This window comes from Parasphingorhabdus sp., from assembly GCF_036964675.1.
In the GTDB taxonomy this organism is placed as follows: Bacteria; Pseudomonadota; Alphaproteobacteria; order Sphingomonadales; family Sphingomonadaceae; genus Parasphingorhabdus.
On the sequence record NZ_JBALTF010000054.1, the window covers coordinates 3370 to 20265 of the forward strand.

The 16896-nt window shown below is 59.4% G+C and carries 14 protein-coding genes; 9 read left to right on the forward strand and 5 right to left on the reverse strand.

The annotated features are described in order from the left end of the window. The first annotated feature begins 17 nt into the window (after positions 1 to 17). From mnmE to V7665_RS10125, 9 genes are all read left to right on the forward strand, one after another. A complete protein-coding gene (gene mnmE / locus V7665_RS10085) occupies positions 18 to 1313 on the forward strand; it encodes a tRNA uridine-5-carboxymethylaminomethyl(34) synthesis GTPase MnmE (RefSeq protein ID WP_335664422.1) in 1296 nt (431 codons plus the stop codon). Positions 1314 to 1386: 73 nt separating this feature from the next. After that, positions 1387 to 3252, forward strand: a complete 1866-nt coding sequence (gene mnmG, locus V7665_RS10090; RefSeq protein WP_335664409.1) for a tRNA uridine-5-carboxymethylaminomethyl(34) synthesis enzyme MnmG — start codon at positions 1387 to 1389, stop codon at positions 3250 to 3252. Next, positions 3249 to 3866, forward strand: coding sequence for a 16S rRNA (guanine(527)-N(7))-methyltransferase RsmG (rsmG, locus tag V7665_RS10095; RefSeq protein ID WP_335664410.1), 618 nt, complete (start codon positions 3249 to 3251; stop codon positions 3864 to 3866). Before mnmG ends, rsmG begins: the two co-directional genes overlap by 4 nt. A 27-nt stretch (positions 3867 to 3893) precedes the next feature. Further along, on the forward strand, positions 3894 to 4676 hold the full coding sequence (locus V7665_RS10100; RefSeq protein WP_335664411.1) for a ParA family protein: 783 nt from the start codon (positions 3894 to 3896) through the stop codon (positions 4674 to 4676). Beyond that, positions 4676 to 5629 carry a ParB/RepB/Spo0J family partition protein gene (locus tag V7665_RS10105; protein WP_335664412.1) on the forward strand — a complete coding sequence of 318 codons (954 nt, stop codon included), beginning with the start codon at positions 4676 to 4678 and terminating at the stop codon, positions 5627 to 5629. The genes V7665_RS10100 and V7665_RS10105 overlap by 1 nt, the downstream gene beginning before the upstream one ends. Before the next feature lie 268 nt (positions 5630 to 5897). Beyond that, on the forward strand, positions 5898 to 6389 hold the full coding sequence (locus V7665_RS10110) for a DUF4402 domain-containing protein (RefSeq protein WP_335664413.1): 492 nt from the start codon (positions 5898 to 5900) through the stop codon (positions 6387 to 6389). A 304-nt stretch (positions 6390 to 6693) separates the two neighbouring features. After that, complete coding sequence (locus V7665_RS10115; RefSeq protein WP_335664414.1) at positions 6694 to 7416, forward strand: molecular chaperone; 723 nt, start codon at positions 6694 to 6696, stop codon at positions 7414 to 7416. A gap of 113 nt (positions 7417 to 7529) precedes the next feature. Further along, positions 7530 to 10265, forward strand: coding sequence for an MSCRAMM family protein (locus V7665_RS10120; RefSeq protein WP_335664415.1), 2736 nt, complete (start codon positions 7530 to 7532; stop codon positions 10263 to 10265). A 77-nt stretch (positions 10266 to 10342) separates the two neighbouring features. Further along, positions 10343 to 11233, forward strand: a complete 891-nt coding sequence (locus V7665_RS10125) for an alpha/beta fold hydrolase (protein ID WP_335664416.1) — start codon at positions 10343 to 10345, stop codon at positions 11231 to 11233. Positions 11234 to 11243: 10 nt separating this feature from the next. Here V7665_RS10125 and V7665_RS10130 read toward each other — a convergent pair whose 3' ends face one another. From V7665_RS10130 to V7665_RS10150, 5 genes are all read right to left on the reverse strand, one after another. Further along, positions 11244 to 12152 carry a diacylglycerol/lipid kinase family protein gene (locus tag V7665_RS10130; RefSeq protein WP_335664417.1) on the reverse strand — a complete coding sequence of 303 codons (909 nt, stop codon included), beginning with the start codon at positions 12150 to 12152 and terminating at the stop codon, positions 11244 to 11246. A gap of 83 nt (positions 12153 to 12235) precedes the next feature. Further along, positions 12236 to 13876, reverse strand: a complete 1641-nt coding sequence (locus V7665_RS10135) for an acyl-CoA synthetase (RefSeq protein WP_335664418.1) — start codon at positions 13874 to 13876, stop codon at positions 12236 to 12238. An 88-nt stretch (positions 13877 to 13964) separates the two neighbouring features. Then, positions 13965 to 15122: a CaiB/BaiF CoA transferase family protein gene (locus tag V7665_RS10140; RefSeq protein ID WP_335664419.1), complete on the reverse strand. Its 1158-nt coding sequence runs from the start codon at positions 15120 to 15122 to the stop codon at positions 13965 to 13967. 92 nt (positions 15123 to 15214) lie between these two features. Next, positions 15215 to 16369, reverse strand: a complete 1155-nt coding sequence (locus V7665_RS10145) for an NAD(P)H-dependent flavin oxidoreductase (RefSeq protein ID WP_335664420.1) — start codon at positions 16367 to 16369, stop codon at positions 15215 to 15217. 92 nt (positions 16370 to 16461) lie between these two features. Then, positions 16462 to 16896 (reverse strand): acetyl-CoA carboxylase biotin carboxyl carrier protein subunit (locus V7665_RS10150; protein ID WP_335664421.1); only part of this gene is annotated, 435 nt, incomplete at its 5' end.

Here is a 16896-nt window from a genome sequence, read left to right on the forward strand (position 1 = left end):
CGCCGCTTTCTGCCATTATGACCGCCGATGATACTATTTTCGCTCTGTCCAGCGGACAGCCGCCGGCGGCGGTCGGAATCCTGCGGATCAGCGGTCCAGAGGCAGGGCAGGCGCTTGAATCGCTAACCGGCAGTTTACCAAAGCCACGTGTTGCTTCGCTGTCAAAAATAACCGATATGGTTAGTAGTGAGCTGCTGGATTTGGCCCTGTGCCTGTGGTTTCCGGGACCAAATAGCGCGACCGGAGAAGATCTGGCCGAGATCCACTGCCATGGCGGCCGTGCGGTGATCCGGGCGATTGAAGCGGCGCTGGAGCAGATTGATGGTCTGCGCCGGGCCGAACCGGGCGAATTTACCCGCCGGGCCTTCACCCATGGCAAGATGGATCTGGCGGAAGCCGAAGGCCTGTCCGATCTGCTCTTTGCCGAAACTGAGTTGCAGCGCAAAGCTGCCGTCCGTAATGCCGGCGGCGCGCTGTCGCGCAAGGTCGATGACTGGCAGCAGCAGATATTGCAACTGTCGGCACAGGTCGAAGCCGAGCTGGATTTTTCCGACGAGGATGATGTTGCACCCGAGCAGGCGGCCATGGTTCAGAATGCCGCTCGTCCGCTGGTCGAGCAAATGCGCAATCTCCTGGCGCGCCCGCGGGCGGAAAAATTGCGCGATGGCATAAGGGTGGTGCTCGGTGGTCCGCCGAATAGCGGCAAGTCGACATTGCTCAATGCTCTGGTCGAGCGCGAAGCGGCGATCGTTTCGGATATTGCCGGAACCACGCGCGACGTGATCGAGGTGCCGATTGCCCTGGGCGGGATACCCTTTCTTTTCATCGATACCGCTGGTGTGCGGGAGAGCGGAGCTGAGACGATCGAGCAGATCGGCATCGACCGGGCGCATCAGCAATTTGCCGCCGCCGATATCATCTTGTGGTTGGGCGACGAAGGGCAGGGGCCAGGCGTGGATGGTCTGGTCGAGGTCAGTTCCCGCAGCGATCATCCGGACCACAGCCCAAAAGCCTTGGGCTCATTCACGCTGTCACCGGTCAGCGGCCAAGGCATGGATGCGCTGGTCGACTATCTGGTCACCCGTGCCAAAGACATATTGCCCGACGGCGATCAGGTAAGCGTCAATGCGCGTCAGGCCGATCGTCTGACCGCCGCCAGCGAAAGCCTGGCGGCGATGATCGATGAGCCGGATTATCTGATCGTCGCCGAGCATCTGCGCATGGCCCGCAAGGCGCTCGATGAAATCACCGGCAAGGCGAGTACCGAAGATATGCTCGACGGATTGTTCGGAAAATTCTGTATCGGCAAATGATTGTTCCACGTGAAACAGCGCGCCACCACCGGTAGATTTTGACCTGCAAATGCGCTTGGGCTATGGGCGCGGCATGACGCGGACATTTGACATCATTGTAGTGGGCGGAGGCCATGCCGGTTGCGAGGCAGCTGCTGTCGCCGCGCGCATGGGAGTGTCGACCGCATTGGTCAGCTTCACCAAGGAAAGCATCGGGGCGATGTCCTGCAATCCGGCGATCGGCGGTCTGGGCAAGGGCCATCTGGTGCGCGAAGTCGACGCCTTTGACGGGCTGATCGGACGAGCGGCCGATGCCGCCGCCATTCACTATCGCATGCTCAATCTCTCCAAGGGCACGGCAGTGCAGGGGCCTCGCATCCAGGCCGACCGCAAGCTCTACAAGGCAGCGATCCACCGCATCCTCGACGCGCAGGATCATCTGACGATCGTCGAAGGTGAAGTGGCCAGTCTGATCCTGTCCGATTCTCGCGTCTCTGGTATCGCCATGGCCGACGGGTCTACGATCAACGCCCGGGCCGTTATCCTGGCGACCGGAACTTTTCTCAACGGCAAATTGTTTCGCGGCGAAGAAACAGTCGAAGGCGGACGAACGGGGGAGGCCGCCTCGGTTTCGCTGGGACAGCAGATTCGCGATGCCGGACTGCCGATCGCGCGATTGAAAACCGGAACGCCGCCGCGGCTTGATGGCCGGACGATCAATTGGGCGGTCTTGCCCGAGCAGCCATCGGATGATGATGGATGGACCATGTCGCCGCTATCGAAAGGGCGCAGCGTGCCGCAGACATTCTGCGCCGTCAGTCGGACCAATGCCAGGACGCATGAGATTGTTCGCGGTTCGCTGGACCGGTCACCATTGTTCAGTGGTGCGATCGATGCGCAGGGGCCGCGCTATTGCCCGTCGATCGAGGACAAGATTCATCGCTTTGCCGATCGCGATTCGCATCAGGTGTTTCTCGAGCCGGAGGGCCTCGACAGCAATCTCGTCTATCCCAACGGCATCAGCACCTCATTGCCGGCCGATGTCCAGCTTGCCTTTGTCCGCTCGATGGAAGGGCTGGAGAAGGCGGAAATATTGGTCCCCGGCTATGCGGTTGAATATGATCATATCGATCCCCGGGCACTGGACCGGTCGCTCAAGGTCCGGGATCTGGAGGGGCTTTATTGCGCCGGCCAGATCAATGGCACCACCGGCTATGAAGAGGCGGCGGCCCAGGGGCTGATCGCCGGTATCGGAGCCGCTTGCGCGGTGCAGGGCAAGGACGCGCCAACCCTTGACCGCGGCACCAGCTATATGGCGGTGATGATCGATGATCTGGTGCTGCAGGGGGTTACCGAGCCCTATCGGATGCTGACCGCCCGCGCCGAATATCGGCTGCGGCTGCGCGCCGACAATGCTTCCACCCGGCTGACACCGATTGCCATGGCGGTGGGTTGTGTATCGCCAGAGCGGGCGGGTTGGTTCAGCGAGCGCCTGGCGTCCCGTAGCGCCATATTGAACGCTCTGGATAGCGTTCATAGCAGCGAAGCACTGGTGAAACTGGGCATCAATGTGCGTCGCGATGGCACAAGGCAAAGCCTGTTCCAATGGCTCCGCTTCCCCAATATCTCGATCGCATCACTGGAAGAAATGGAAGCATGTTTGACAAATTGCGAGCCGGATCTGGTGGCGGAGATCGAAGAAGACGCGCGCTATGCACCCTATCTCGATCGGCAGGAATCGGAGTTGCGCGACCTGCGGGCCAATGAGCAAATTGGTCTCGGCAATGATATGGCCTATGCCCTGATTGCCGGGCTCTCCAACGAAATGGTCGAGCGCCTGACCACCGCCCGTCCGGATACATTGGCGGCCGCGTCCCGAATCAGGGGCATAACCCCCGCCGCGCTTGCCGCGATCCTCGTCCACGCCCGTCGCCGCGATAGCAGGAACATAGCCGCATGACCGAAGAAGAAGCGCAAGCCTGGCTTCGCGCAGAATTTGATGTTTCACGTGAAACATGGCAGCAGCTCGAAACGTTCAGCGCTTTGCTGCGCGAGGAAATGCAGCACCAGAATCTGATTTCCAAGGCCAGCGGTGACAGTCTTTGGGCGCGTCATATTGTCGATAGCGCGCAACTGTTGCGCTACGCGCCGGCGCCCGATGCCGGCAAGGTCTGGCTTGATCTGGGAACCGGTGCCGGCTTTCCAGGGATAGTGATCGCGATACTGTCCCCCTATCGGGTCCAGATGGTGGAGTCCCGCAAGCGCCGGGCCGAATTTCTCAATCAGGTGGTCGAACGGATCGGGATCGGCGATCACGCGACTGTCGTTGCCGACCGGCTGGAGAATATGGAAAGCTTTCCGGCAGACGTCATTAGTGCTCGCGCCTTTGCCCCTTTGGATCAACTCATCGCACTTTCACACCGCTTTTCCACAGAAAATACGGTTTGGCTCTTACCTAAAGGCAAAAATGCGGTAAGGGAGTTGAAGGGCCTGTCGCCAAAACGGCAAAAAATGTTTCACGTGGAACATAGTTTGACCGATCCGAACGCCGGTATATTGGTGGGAAAGGGCTAGAAACCTAATTTTAGGGTAGAACGTGATATGGTTCGTATCGCAATAGCCAATCAAAAAGGCGGCGTGGGCAAGACCACCACAGCAATCAATATGGCCACCGCGCTGGCCGCCAGCGGTTGGAAAGTCCTGCTAATAGACCTCGATCCGCAAGGCAATGCGTCGACCGGTCTCGGATTATCGCAGGGCGACCGCATCAACAGCAGCTATGATCTGCTGATCAATGATGTGCCACTATCCGACTGTATCAACCAAACCAAGGTTCCGGGACTGGAGATTGTTCCCGCCACCGTCGATCTGTCCGGGGCCGAAGTGGAGCTGGTCGAATTTGAAGAGCGGACGCACCGTCTCAAAAAGGCTCTGGATGCCGCCGACAATGGCCGTTGGGACATCATTTTGATTGATTGCCCACCGTCGCTGGGCTTGCTCACCCTCAATGCCATGGTCGCGGTGGAATCCCTGCTGGTGCCGCTGCAATGCGAGTTTTTTGCGCTCGAGGGTCTCAGCCAGTTGCTGCAAACCGTGGAGCGCATCCGCGCCCGGTTCAACCGCCAGCTTTCGGTGATGGGCGTGGTCCTGACCATGTATGATCGCCGCAACAAGCTGACCGAACAGGTGTCCGACGATGTCCGGGCCTGTTTGGGTGATGTGGTGTTTGAAACCGTGATCCCGCGCAATGTCCGTCTGTCCGAAGCACCCAGCCATGGCCTTCCGGCCCTGATCTATGATTATCGCTGCAGCGGCTCGGTTGCCTATATCGACCTTGCGCGCGAACTGATTGGACGCTTGCCGGATCGAAAGGTGGCTGCGTGATGGCTGATGATCAGGCCCTGGACGACAAGAACAAGAAAGCACCAAAGCGCGTAACCGGGCTGGGTCGGGGGCTGAACAGCCTGTTCGGAGAAATCCAGCGGGAAGAGCCGATCGTGACCGGTGAAGCGTCCGAAAGTGAACGAACCGGGCTGGCCAGCAGTACTGATGGTCTGCGCTCCATTGCCATTTCGGATATCCGCCCAAACCCCGATCAGCCGCGGCAGAGTTTTGATACCGATGCGCTGGACGAACTGGCGGACAGCATGCGGCAACGCGGCGTGATTCAGCCGATCGTCGTGCGGCCGCATGGCACGCATTTTCAGATCGTCGCCGGCGAACGCCGGTGGAGAGCTGCGCAGCGCGCCCGCCTGCACCAGATTCCCGCCGTGGTTCGCAATCTCAACGATGAAGAAACCTTCGAGATCGCGATTGTCGAGAATGTCCAGCGCAAGGACCTGAATGTCATCGAAGAGGCGGAAGCCTATTCCCGGTTGAGCATTGATTACGGGCATAGCCAGACCAGGCTGGCCGAGATTGTCGGGAAGTCCCGCAGTCATATCGCCAATCTGATGCGTCTGCTCGAATTGCCGGCCAGCGTTAAAGCGCTGGTTGTCGATGAAAAACTGACCATGGGCCATGCCCGGGCGCTGATCAACGCGCCCAATGCGGAAGAATTGGCACCACAAATTGCCAAACAGGGATTGTCGGTTCGGGATGTCGAGCGGCTGGTCCGAAAATCGCTGGCCGCCAAAAAGCCACCCTCGGCAAAAAAACTGGCATCCATGTCAGAGGCGGATGCAGATATCCAGGCGCTGGAAGCGCATCTCGGGGATCTGCTCGGGCTGAAGGTAAAAATCCAGTCGAACGGGCAGGGCGGTGTGATGGCGATTGAATATGCCAATCTTGATCAACTCGACCTGATTTGCCAGCGCCTCACCGGCGAACATATTTAGGATTCAGCAGTCGTCTACGCCGAAACCGGCTGCGAAATGCTTCGGCCCGGTGGTCGCAGTGCGCGGATTATAAGAGAAAAAATCTATGTATTTCAACCTACTAGCCTATTAAGCTCAAATTAACCATGACTTGCAGCAAAGGCTTATTCTTTCCCTTGGATCGGAGCCTCTGAATGTTGATACAGGCGATGGTCGGCCAGATGGGTTTGGTCGGACTACACCGCATGTGTCCTTTCAGAAACGTAACGACAAATAGGGACCAGTAACTATGTCAAAATTTATGAAGGCCGCTTTGGCTTCTTCCGCGCTTGTGGCATTCGCCATAAGTGCAACTGCCGCACGCGCTGATACTGCTACGGCAGATGCCCGTGCGAATATCCTTGCTCAGGTTTCCGTCGATTCTGACGGCTCCAATCTCGACTTTGGCACGATTGTAACCGGCACTGACGCGTCGACGATTGCGGTAAATGCTGCGGGCTCGGCAACTTGTGGCACCGGACTTGTCTGCTCCGGTACGACGACGGCTGCCGGCTTTGACGTCTCGGGCACGACCGGTGAAACCGTTGATGTTTCGGTTGATTCATCGGTAACACTGACCGGCCCAAACGGCACCATGACCGCAGCGCTTTCCGCAAGTGACGAAACCATCGTTCTTGACGGATCCGACGCATTTTCCGTTGGCGGTGTTTTGAGTGTCGGTGCCAATCAGGCTGACGGTGCTTATGTTGGTTCATTCAACGTCGCCGTTGTCTATCAATAAGATCTGACCGGGAGAGCCCAGCGCTCCCTCCTAATCTTCACCCAATGACCCGCCTGCAAACTAGGTTGCAGGCGGGTTTTTGCTGTTAGGTCCACCAGGTCCAAACAGATGAATCTCACCACCCCATCTTTCCCATAGTTAGCGCTTTGGTAACCATCTTTGCCCATAAGGCCGACGTGGGACCAGGCGCAGAAGGCCTGCCTATCCGTATCTATGACCAGTAAAGACGGAGACTATCATGACCATCAAGGGTTTCAGGATTTTAAAGACATGTTGCATTGGGCTGGCCACCCTCGCATCAGCGATGACAGTGGCAAGCATGCCGGCCCGGGCCGCCGGCGACCTTCTGGTCGCGCCGACTCGAGTCGTGCTCGATGGCCAGCGCGGAACCGAAGTGATTTTGAACAATATCGGTTCGGAAACAGCAACATACCGGATTTCTCTGGAGTTGCGTCGGATGACCGCCGACGGCCGCCTCGAAGAGGTGACCGAAGAACAGGCCAATGATATCGAACGCGCGGCAACGGCGATGATCCGTTATGCACCGCGCCGCGTTACCCTGCCGCCCAATCAGCCGCAGGCGATAAGGTTGGGCGTGCGGGCACCCGAAGGTCTTGCCGACGGCGAATATCGCGTGCATCTTCTTTTCCGTGCCATTCCCGAAGCGCGTTCGGTGACCGAGCAGGCGGCGCCGGATGGCGGATTTACGATCGCGCTCACGCCAATCTATGGCGTTACCATTCCGATCATTGTCCGCTACGGAAATTTGCAGGCAACTGCCGCCATTGCCAATGGCCGGATGGAAAAGGATGCCGATGGTCAGTCCTTCGCCTTTGACCTTAGCCGGTCCGGTGATCGCTCAACCTATGGTGAAATTCGTATCACCAAACCAGGCATGGCAGAGCCGGTCATGATTGCGCGCGGCATCGCCGTCTATCCGGAAGTGACCAAACGGACCGTCTCTTTGCCGGTGCCACCGGAAGTTGCAGCGCAGCTCACCGGACCAATCTCGGTCGCCTATTATTAATTGGCAAATGATGGTGGAGCGCTCATCGCCAAAACCGATATGGTTCTTCGATAGTCTTTTTCTATCAATGACTTGATACGGCACCACGGCGCCAAATAGTCATGATGTAAACCATGGAACAGCGATACAATATAGTCGGCCGGGGCGTTGCTGCTCTGGGCAAAGCCGCTGGCATCGTTGCGATCTCGGCGGCTTCGCTGTTTCTGGCATCGCCGGCTCATGCGGTCAGCAGCTGGTCCGCCAGCGATGATGATGCTCTGTTGTTTGATCTACGCTCGGGCAATTACCGTCTTGGAGATGGTGTCAGAGGCTATCAAACCGACACCGGTATATGCGTCGATCTCGCCGATATGATCATCGCCATGGATATTCCGCTCCGTCTCGACAAAAAGTCGCGCCGCGCAACTGGCTGGATCTTCGAGGAAAGCCAGACGCTGACCATCGATCGCGACAGCAATATGGTACAAAAGGGGAGCGGTGGCAAAAAGTTGCTGCCCGGGCAAATATATGATGTGCCAGAGGGTTGGTGCATCGCTGTGCAGAGCCTGTCGGACTGGTTCGATGTCGATTTCACGCCCGACCTGTCCAATGCGTTGCTGACCATCAAGTCCGAGACCCAGTTGCCCTTTGAACGCGCGCTGGCGCGCAAGGAACAGGCCGCCAAGATTCGTCCGCGCAAGAGTTTCGATCTGTCCGGTCTGCCGCAATCTTCGGAACCTTATAAATTCTGGCGGACTCCCTCTGTGGATGCAGTGGTTTCGGCCGGTGGCCTGAGAGACAAGAGATCGGGACAGAAATTTGACCTGCGCTACGAGCTTTATGCGTCCGGCGAAGTCGGCAAAGCCAGTTTCGATGCGCGGCTTTCTTCGGACAATGATGGTATGCCCGAAAACCTGAGGGTGCGGGCCTATCGGACCGACCCCAGGGGTGAACTGCTCGGGCCGCTGCAGGCGACCCATTTTGCCTTGGGCGATGTATCGACCTTCTCCACGCCGCTGGTTTCCCAGTCTGTCGCTGGCCGCGGGGCGTTGGTGACCAACCGTCCGATCGAGCGGCCGGACAATTTCGACCGCACCAGTTTCCGGGGAGAACTGCCGAATGGCTGGGACGCCGAACTATACCGCAACGGCCAGCTGCTCGCCTTTGCCGAAAACCGTACCGATGGCCGCTATGAATTTATCGATGTGCCGCTGCTCTACGGCCAGAATCGCTTTGAAGTCGTGCTCTATGGACCGCAGGGGCAGGTTCGGCGCGATATCAAAGTCATTCCGGTGGGGCTGGACTCGATTCCACCCAGACAAACCTATTATTGGGCCGGCATCCACGAAGCCGGCGAGGATCTGATCCGGCTCGGGGCATTTTCACCGATCCGCCAGGCGGGCTGGCGCGGCGGAGTCGGACTGGAACGCGGACTTAACGCCAGAACCTCGGTTGCGGCATCCCTGTTCAGTCTCCAGCTTGAGGGTCATCGCTATGACTATCTGGAAGGATCGGTCCGCCGGGCGATGGGGCCGACACTGGTGGAACTGTCGGCCGCGTCGGACATGGGTCGCGGGACGGCGTTTCGCGGCCAATTGCTCGGTCAGCTTGGCAATAGCTATATTACCGCCGAATCGGTCTGGGCGCGGGGCGGCTTTATCTCCGACCAGATTGAAAAATATGTCGATTCCCGGCATAGTCTGGCCGTCGATCACAGTTTCAAGATCGGTAGTAAAGCAGTGCCCATCCATATTGACGCCCAATATGAAACCCGTTCCGACGGGCGCGATAGTCTCGACATAACCGGTCGCCTGTCGCTCAATCTGAATCGCCTGTCGCTGACCGGCGAACTCAATTGGGAGAAGAGATTCAGCGATGTCGGGCCGGATCCGCCAGACCGTCTCGGCGCCCGGCTGCTCGCCAATGGCCGGATCGGCAAGGTCAGGTTGCGCGGTGAAGCGGTCTATCGTCTGGCCCCGGAAACGCGTTTTGAAAGGGTCAATTTTACCGGAGAATGGCGCGCCGGGGAACGATCCGACTGGCGCGCGGAGCTTGGCTATGACGCCGGGCTGGACCGTGGGCGCGCGGGAATCGGGATCATTCGCCGTTTCGAACGCTTTTCGCTCACCGCCAGCGCCGAAGCCGCCACCGACGGGTCGATCGCGGCCGGACTCAATCTTGCTTTCAGCCTGGGCCCCGATCCGCGAACCGGAAAATTTCGTCTCTCTAACAACAAGTTAGCTAATAATGGGCAAGCGCTGGCGATCGTGTTCCATGATGCAAATGGAGACGGTATTCGCCAGGCGGGAGAGAGATTGGCGGAAAATGTCGAACTGACCGCCGGGCAGACGGTGGCCCTTGCTGCCACCGACGCCAATGGCCGCGCGGTCATCGACAATCTGCAACCGTTCCGGCCGGTGTTGATCGGGATTGATAGCAGCAGCTTGCCCAACCCCTATGTACAGCCTGCCTTGCCTGGTGTGGTGATCACGCCGCGGCCGGGAGTCGCGATGACGATCGAATTGCCGCTGGTCAGTGCCGGCGAAGTCGAGGGTACGTTGATCCGCAGCGGCGGCGGCACGATCGCCGGTGTCGGGCTGGAACTGGTCGACGGCAACGGCCGCGTTGTCCGTGAGACCCAAACCGAATTTGACGGCTTCTTCCTGTTCGACGGTGTGCCTTACGGCAATTACACCATCCGCATCGGCAAATTGTCGGCGCAGGCGATTCAGGTGCCGATGATCCTGGCGGCGCGCGCAGTGGTCGATGAGGACAATCAGGTTGCCCGACTGGGCACGGTGACGGTCGGTAGCAACGCCAATATGGCGGATAATGCTACTGGCCAGCCAGACCGGACAAACACGCCCTAGCCGGAGGGAGCCGCGGTTCTTGTAACGTCTGTGCTTTCTGTTACTGATCCTGTTTTGGTATCGGTCAGGAACAGTCCATGCAAGTCATCGCCAATGGCATCAATATTGAAGCCGAAGATCACGGCAAGCCCGAGGACCCCGCCATATTGCTGGTCATGGGCTATACGGCGCAGCTGATCTACTGGCCGATGGATTTCGTCAACGGTCTGGTCGAAAAAGGATTTCGGGTCATCACTTTTGACAATCGTGATGTCGGCCTTTCCTTCAAATTTGATGGCGTTCGGGCGCCGCATCCGATCCGTCAAATGGTCGCCAAACGCTTTTTCCCGCGCCGGCAAATGGCGCCCTATAATTTGAGCGATATGGCGAGGGATGCGGTTGGCGTGCTCGACGCGCTCAAGATTGACCGGGCGCATATTGTTGGCGCGTCGATGGGCGGCATGATCGGTCAGCTGATAGCGGCGGATCACGCCGAACGGGTGCTTTCCTTCACGCCGATCATGTCTTCGACCAATGGTCCGGGTCTGCCTGGTGCCAATGCCGATGTGCGCAAGGTGCTGATGCAGACGGCGCGAGCCAAGGCGCGGACTCCGGACGAGGCTCTGGAACTGGGCCTGGCCTTCTCGTCGCTGATCGCATCGGAAGAAGGCCGCAGCCGTCCGGAAGAACGCCGGGCGATGATGAAATTGGCGCAGGAACGCGGCTTTTACCCGCCCGGCCCGAAACGCCAGATGGCGGCAATCATCGATACCGGGAATTTGCGGCCGGTTGCCAATCGGATCAGCGCGCCGACCATGGTCATCCACGGGGCTGATGATCCGCTGATTCCGTTCGCTTGTGGCCGGGATATCGCGGCCAATGTCAAAGGCGCACGTTTTGAGCTGGTTGAAGGCATGGGCCATGATCTGCCGCCGAGCAAATTGCCGGAGATGGTCGATCTGATCGCGGCCCATTGCCGGGCGGCCTAGCAACCGGCTTTCAATCCGGCAGTGGCAGGCAATAGGTGACCGTCTGGCCGGTCATCCTGATCTCCCGCGGTTGCGCCGCAAGCATGTCGCCATCCACCTGAAAAGCAGCCAGTCGTGTTGGTTCGTCATCTGCCGTTATCGTCAGGCGGCAAGCCGGTAGCGACTGGACAAAATCCAGCCGCGCCGGATCCCGGCCAAGCGCGACAACTGCCAGGAAGCGGAAAAAATCCCGACGCCGCGCCCGGGTCAGCGATATTACGTGGAATATGTCCGATGCCATGTCCGCCGCTGGTGCCAGCGTCCAGTTGCCGGCATAATGATGGGCCTTGATCACGTAAAAGGCGGCGCTGCTCAGCTGCGTTTTCAATCCGCCGGGTGCTTCCACCGCCAAGGAAAAGCTGAGCTGCGGCCAGTTGGTGAGCAGCTTCATCAGCGACCAGGCATAGGCCGCTCCCCCGATCCGTTGCTTCAGCGCCGGGCTGTGCCGGGCCACCGCCTGACCATCCGGACCGGCGCTGATACAGGCGACAAAGGGCTGACCGTCGCTGGTGACCAGCGGCGCTGCCAGCCGCGCTCCATCCCTGGCGAGAAAGCCCGCCATGATCTCGCGGGCAAATATTTCGGGATCGGAAGAATAGCCGAGTTCCCTGGCGACCAGATTGACTGTGCCGGCGGGGAATATGCAGAGCGGTTTCGCCAATCCGGACCTGGCCATTGATGTGACGACTAGCCGCAAGGCCCCGTCGCCACCGGACAGGCAGACCAGATCGGCATCGGGATGAATCTCGAACCGCCCGTCTTGCTCGGTCTGGCCCAGTCGCACCTCCGCCCCGCACGCCTGAAACGCATGAGAGAGGACGTCCAGACGGAATTCGTCATGGGTGCCTGAGGCAGGATTGTGAATGAGCTCGACAAGCATCGACCGTCCATGGCGCGGTTGCGGACCGTCCGTCAATGGTTGTTCAGACAGTTGGTCTGCAGGTTGCGGGCCGCTCGTCTGCCCTATGCCGGCACCTGCAGACGCTGCAACGCGATTTCCCTGGCCGCCTTGTAGCCGGCTTTGCCATTGGCGGCGCGCGGAACCTCGTCAACCAGAACAAAAGCGCGAGGGGCCTTATAGGCTGCGAGTTTCGAGCGGACATGCTCGGCCAGCGCCGCGTCGTCGAACCGGGCGCCTGCCGCCATTGAGAGGACCGCCGTCACCTTTTGGCCGAAGCGGTCGTCGGGCAGGCCGATGACCAGACAGTCGTAGACCGATTCATGCGTCTTGAGTGCTTCCTCGACTTCTTCGGGGAAGATTTTTTCGCCGCCGCTGTTGATGCAGGCGGAGCCGCGCCCGAGCAGAGTGATCGAGCCATCCGCTTCGACGGTGGCAAAGTCGCCGGGAATCGAATAGCGAACGCCGTCAAATGTCTTGAAGGTGGCCGCGCTTTTGGCTTCGTCCTTATAATAGCCGAGCGGCACCATCCCGCCGTTGCAGATCAGGCCCATTTCGCCGGAGCCGGGTTCCACCGGCTTGCCGTCCTCGGTCAGCACCCTGGTCGTCGGGTTCAGCTCGAATTTCGCGGTCTGGTCGTCTCCGATATTTTCCACCGTCGTGATCGCCGTGCCCATGCTGCCCTCGGTCGAGCCCATGCTGTCGACGATCGCCATATGCGGCAAATGCGCGAGCAGGCCGCGTTTCACTTCGGTCGACCACATCACGCCAGAGGAGCCCATCATCAAAAGCGATGACAGATCAAAGACTTTCCCTGCGGCCTTGGCGTCATCCAGGGCCGCGAGCATCGGCTTGGCAAAGACATCGCCGACGATGGTGATGTCTGTGGCCTTTTCGTCCTCCGCCAGTTGCCAGAGCGCTGCGGGGTCGAAATGGCTGTTGTTGAACAATATCACGCAGCCGCCGAGACTATGCGGGATCATCGCGCCGATCCACATGCCGGTGCCGTGCATCAGCGGGCAGGCGGGAATGGCGCGCGGGGTCGCACCAGCGGCATGCAGTTGCTGGACAAGCGGGCCAAATTCGGATGCATCGGCTGGCGGTTCCAGCATCCGCATTTCGAACCCCTTGGCGAGCAATCGGCTGGCAAAAGTCTTGTGATCATACATCACGCCCTTGGGCATGCCGGTGGTGCCGCCGGTATAGAGCATGTACAGATCATCGTCCGACCGTTCGATCACCGGCATCGGTTCCGTGCTTTGCAGCGCCTGTTCATAAGATACCGCGCCTTCGAGATGCTCGCCCGATCCATCATCGATCTCGAGGAAGAGTTTGACCTGGTCGAGCTGGTCGCGAATTGCGGCGACGCGCGGGGCGAATTGGGCCTGGAAAACCAGCGCCTCGCTGTCGCTATTGTTGATCACATGGGTCAGTTCCGCCTCAAGATAGCGATAATTGACATTGACCGGGCAGATCCGCGCTTTGAAAGCACCGAACTGGGTCTCCATATATTCTGCTGCATTATAGGAATAGATCGAGAGTTTCGCGCCGGCCTTGAGGCCATGGTCGGTCAGTATCTGGGCGACCCGGGCGGCGCGATTTTCATATTCGGCCCAGCTATAGCGTTTGTCGCCGTCAACGATCGCGGGTTTGTCGGGAATTGCCAGGGCAATATTTTCCCAGATATCGGCCATCTGCCAGGTCATGCGATTCTCTCCTTATTTTTTTCCAGAGAATAGCCGGATTGCAGAACTACGCAACCAGATGGCGACGCGCCAAATCGATTGACGCAATCTATGGTTGCGGGTGGGCAGCGAGCTCGGCGAGAATCTCCGCATTATGCTCACCCAGCGCCGGACTGGGACCAGCGGGCGCCAGCTTGCTGCCGCCAAAACGGGCCGGCGGCGTGACATGTTGCACCGGGCCGAGCAGCGGATGGTCGGTCTGTTCGAATATGCCCATGGCCAGCACCTGCTGATTGGCGGGCAAATCTGCGAGCGACAAACAGGCCGCTGCCGGGACGTCCTGTCTGGCGAGAGTGGCGACCATCTCGGCGCTGGTCATCTCCGGCTTCTCGCTGGCGATGATCGCAGCCAGTTCCGCCATATGGATGCTGCGATTGGCCATGCCCTTATATTTCTCTTCGGTCTTCAGGTCGGCGCGACCGACGATATCGAATATTGCATCCCAATGGGCATCGGTCATCGCCGCATAAGCGATCGCGCCATCGGTGGTCCGCAGCGGCAGCTGGTAATAATCAGCGAACGGCGCGCCATGCGCTACATCTTCGCCGTGCAGCGTCAAGTGCATGCCGCCGTCCGGCCAGAGAAAGGCGATGCAGCTTTCCAGCATCGACAGATCGATATGCTGGCCGCGGCCGGTGCGTTCGCGGGCAAACAGCGCCGCAGTGATTGCCTGCGCCGCAGTATAGGCGGTGATCTTGTCGCAGATCAGGGTTTTGACATAGGCAAACCCTTCGGGATGGCCCTGCAAGGTCATGAACCCGGCCATCGCCTGCATCACATGGTCATAGGCGGGGCGGTCCGAAAGCGGGCCTTCATGACCAAAGCCGGTGATGGTGCAATAGATCAGTTCCGGCTTTTCCTCGCGCAGTGCTTCGCTGCCCAGTCCCAGTCGGTCCATCACGCCCGGCCGGTAATTGTGGATCACCACATCGGCCTGCAGACAGAGCTGGCGGGCATGGGCAAGGTCTTCGGCGGCTTTGAGATCGAGGGTGATCGACCGTTTGGCCTGATTACAATTGTGGAACAGGCCGGAAATACCGGCTTTCTGACTGCCGAGCCAGCGCATCGGATCACCGATGCCGGGCGGTTCTACCTTGATCACATCCGCGCCCTGCTGGGCAAACATCATTGTCGCCAGCGAGGCAGTGATCATGGTGGAAAATTCGACGACCTTGATCCCGGCCAGGGGCTGCGTTGCTGCTGTCATCCGATCCTCAATCCCGGCTCCGTCTCTGCAGAGCGGGCCACAGCATATGGCGCAATCGAAACCCCGACAAGCTCAGGATCGATAGGGGACTGTCATTCGCCCAGATTGCCAGCCAGTCTTTCATAAGCGGTGATGAAATCTTCCTTGAAGCCCTGCACCACCTGACCGGCGGTCATCTGTTCGTTCATCAGGCCGACGCCCTGTCCGACCCAATAGGTGGCTAGATCTCTGGCGCCCTGATTGTCGCCCTGGCTGAGTTTGTCGATCACCCGCAATGGCGGCTCGGAGACCAGCGACTGCAATGGCATCGGCAGCGGAGTCGGCGCATTGTCCGCTTCCCAGGCATCGGTCCACGGTGAGCGCAATTGCCGCGAAGGCTTGCCGGTGCGCGACCGTGCCCGCACCGTATCGCGTGAGGTGGCGGCGAGCATTTTCTGCTTCACCACCGGATTGGTTTCCGCTTCGACCGTGGTCAGCCAGACCGAGCCACACCAGACCCCGCTCGCGCCCATCGCCATGGCCGCGGCCATCTGCGCGCCGGTGGCGATGCCGCCAGCCGCGAGCACCGGCGTATCATCGCCAATTTCGGCGAGCGCGTTGCAGACTTCGGGGATCAGCACCATGGTCGATATCTCGCCGGTATGGCCGCCCGCTTCGCCGCCGACGGCAATGATGATGTCGACACCTGCTGCGACCTGATTCATTGCATGGTCTCTGGTCCCGACCAGAGCCGCAACCGGAACGCCATGCTTTTGCCCCATGTCCAGCATCACTTGCGGCGGGATGCCCAGGGCATTGGCAATAAGTTTGATCGGATGCTGGAAAGCGACCTCCAGAACAGCCGCTGCAGTGCCGCCGCGCAAATTGTCAGTGAACGCGACCTGTTCCCGGCGGACGGCTTCAATGTCTTCGGCAATCCGTCCGGCATCGACGCCATGACGCTGCAGTATCTCATTGGTAAATTGCTTCATTTCATGGGGAATCGAGGCGAGCACGGTTTCGTGATCAAGCTGCTCACCCTTTCCTTCGACCTTGTTCGGGACGATGATGTCCAGCCCATAGGGTTTGCCATCGACATGGGCATCGATCCAGCTGAGCTCCTCTTCGAGCATTTCCGGCGAGCAATTGACCCCGCCAAATACACCCATGCCACCGGCTCTGGAGACGGCGGCCACGACATCGCGGCAATGGGAGAAAGCGACCAGCGGAAATTCAATGCCGAGCATGTCGCAGATTTTATTGTTCATGGGTGTGTCTCCTCTTACCGTTCGCCCTGAGCCTGTCAAAGGGCGCGCAACGACCGATCGTACTTCGACAAGCTCAGCACGAACGGTCGTTATCAGCTGTCGGTTTCTTCGCTTTCCTCATCCGCGACAATCTCCAGGATCAGATCGTCGGCCGCAATCTGCTTGCCCGCCGTCGCCGCGATCGTTTCGACCGTGCCGTCGATTTCAGCGAGGATCTCATGCTGCATCTTCATCGCCTCGAGCACGGCCAGCTTGTCGCCCCTGGCGACCCGCGTTCCGGTTTCGACCAATATTTCCAGCAACAGCCCGTGCATCGGCGCGACCACGGTGCCGCCGCCACCGGCATCTTCCAACGCGCTGAGTCCGGTCAGATCGGTGACGGTCAGCGAACGTTTGGGCAAGGCCAGATAGAGGGTGCGGTGATCGTCATAATAAATGGCTTCGATCGTCCGTCCGTCGACCCGTAATTTCGCGCGGTCGGCGGTCAGGCTGATCAGGTCCACCGCGACCCCGTCTTCCCCGGCGCT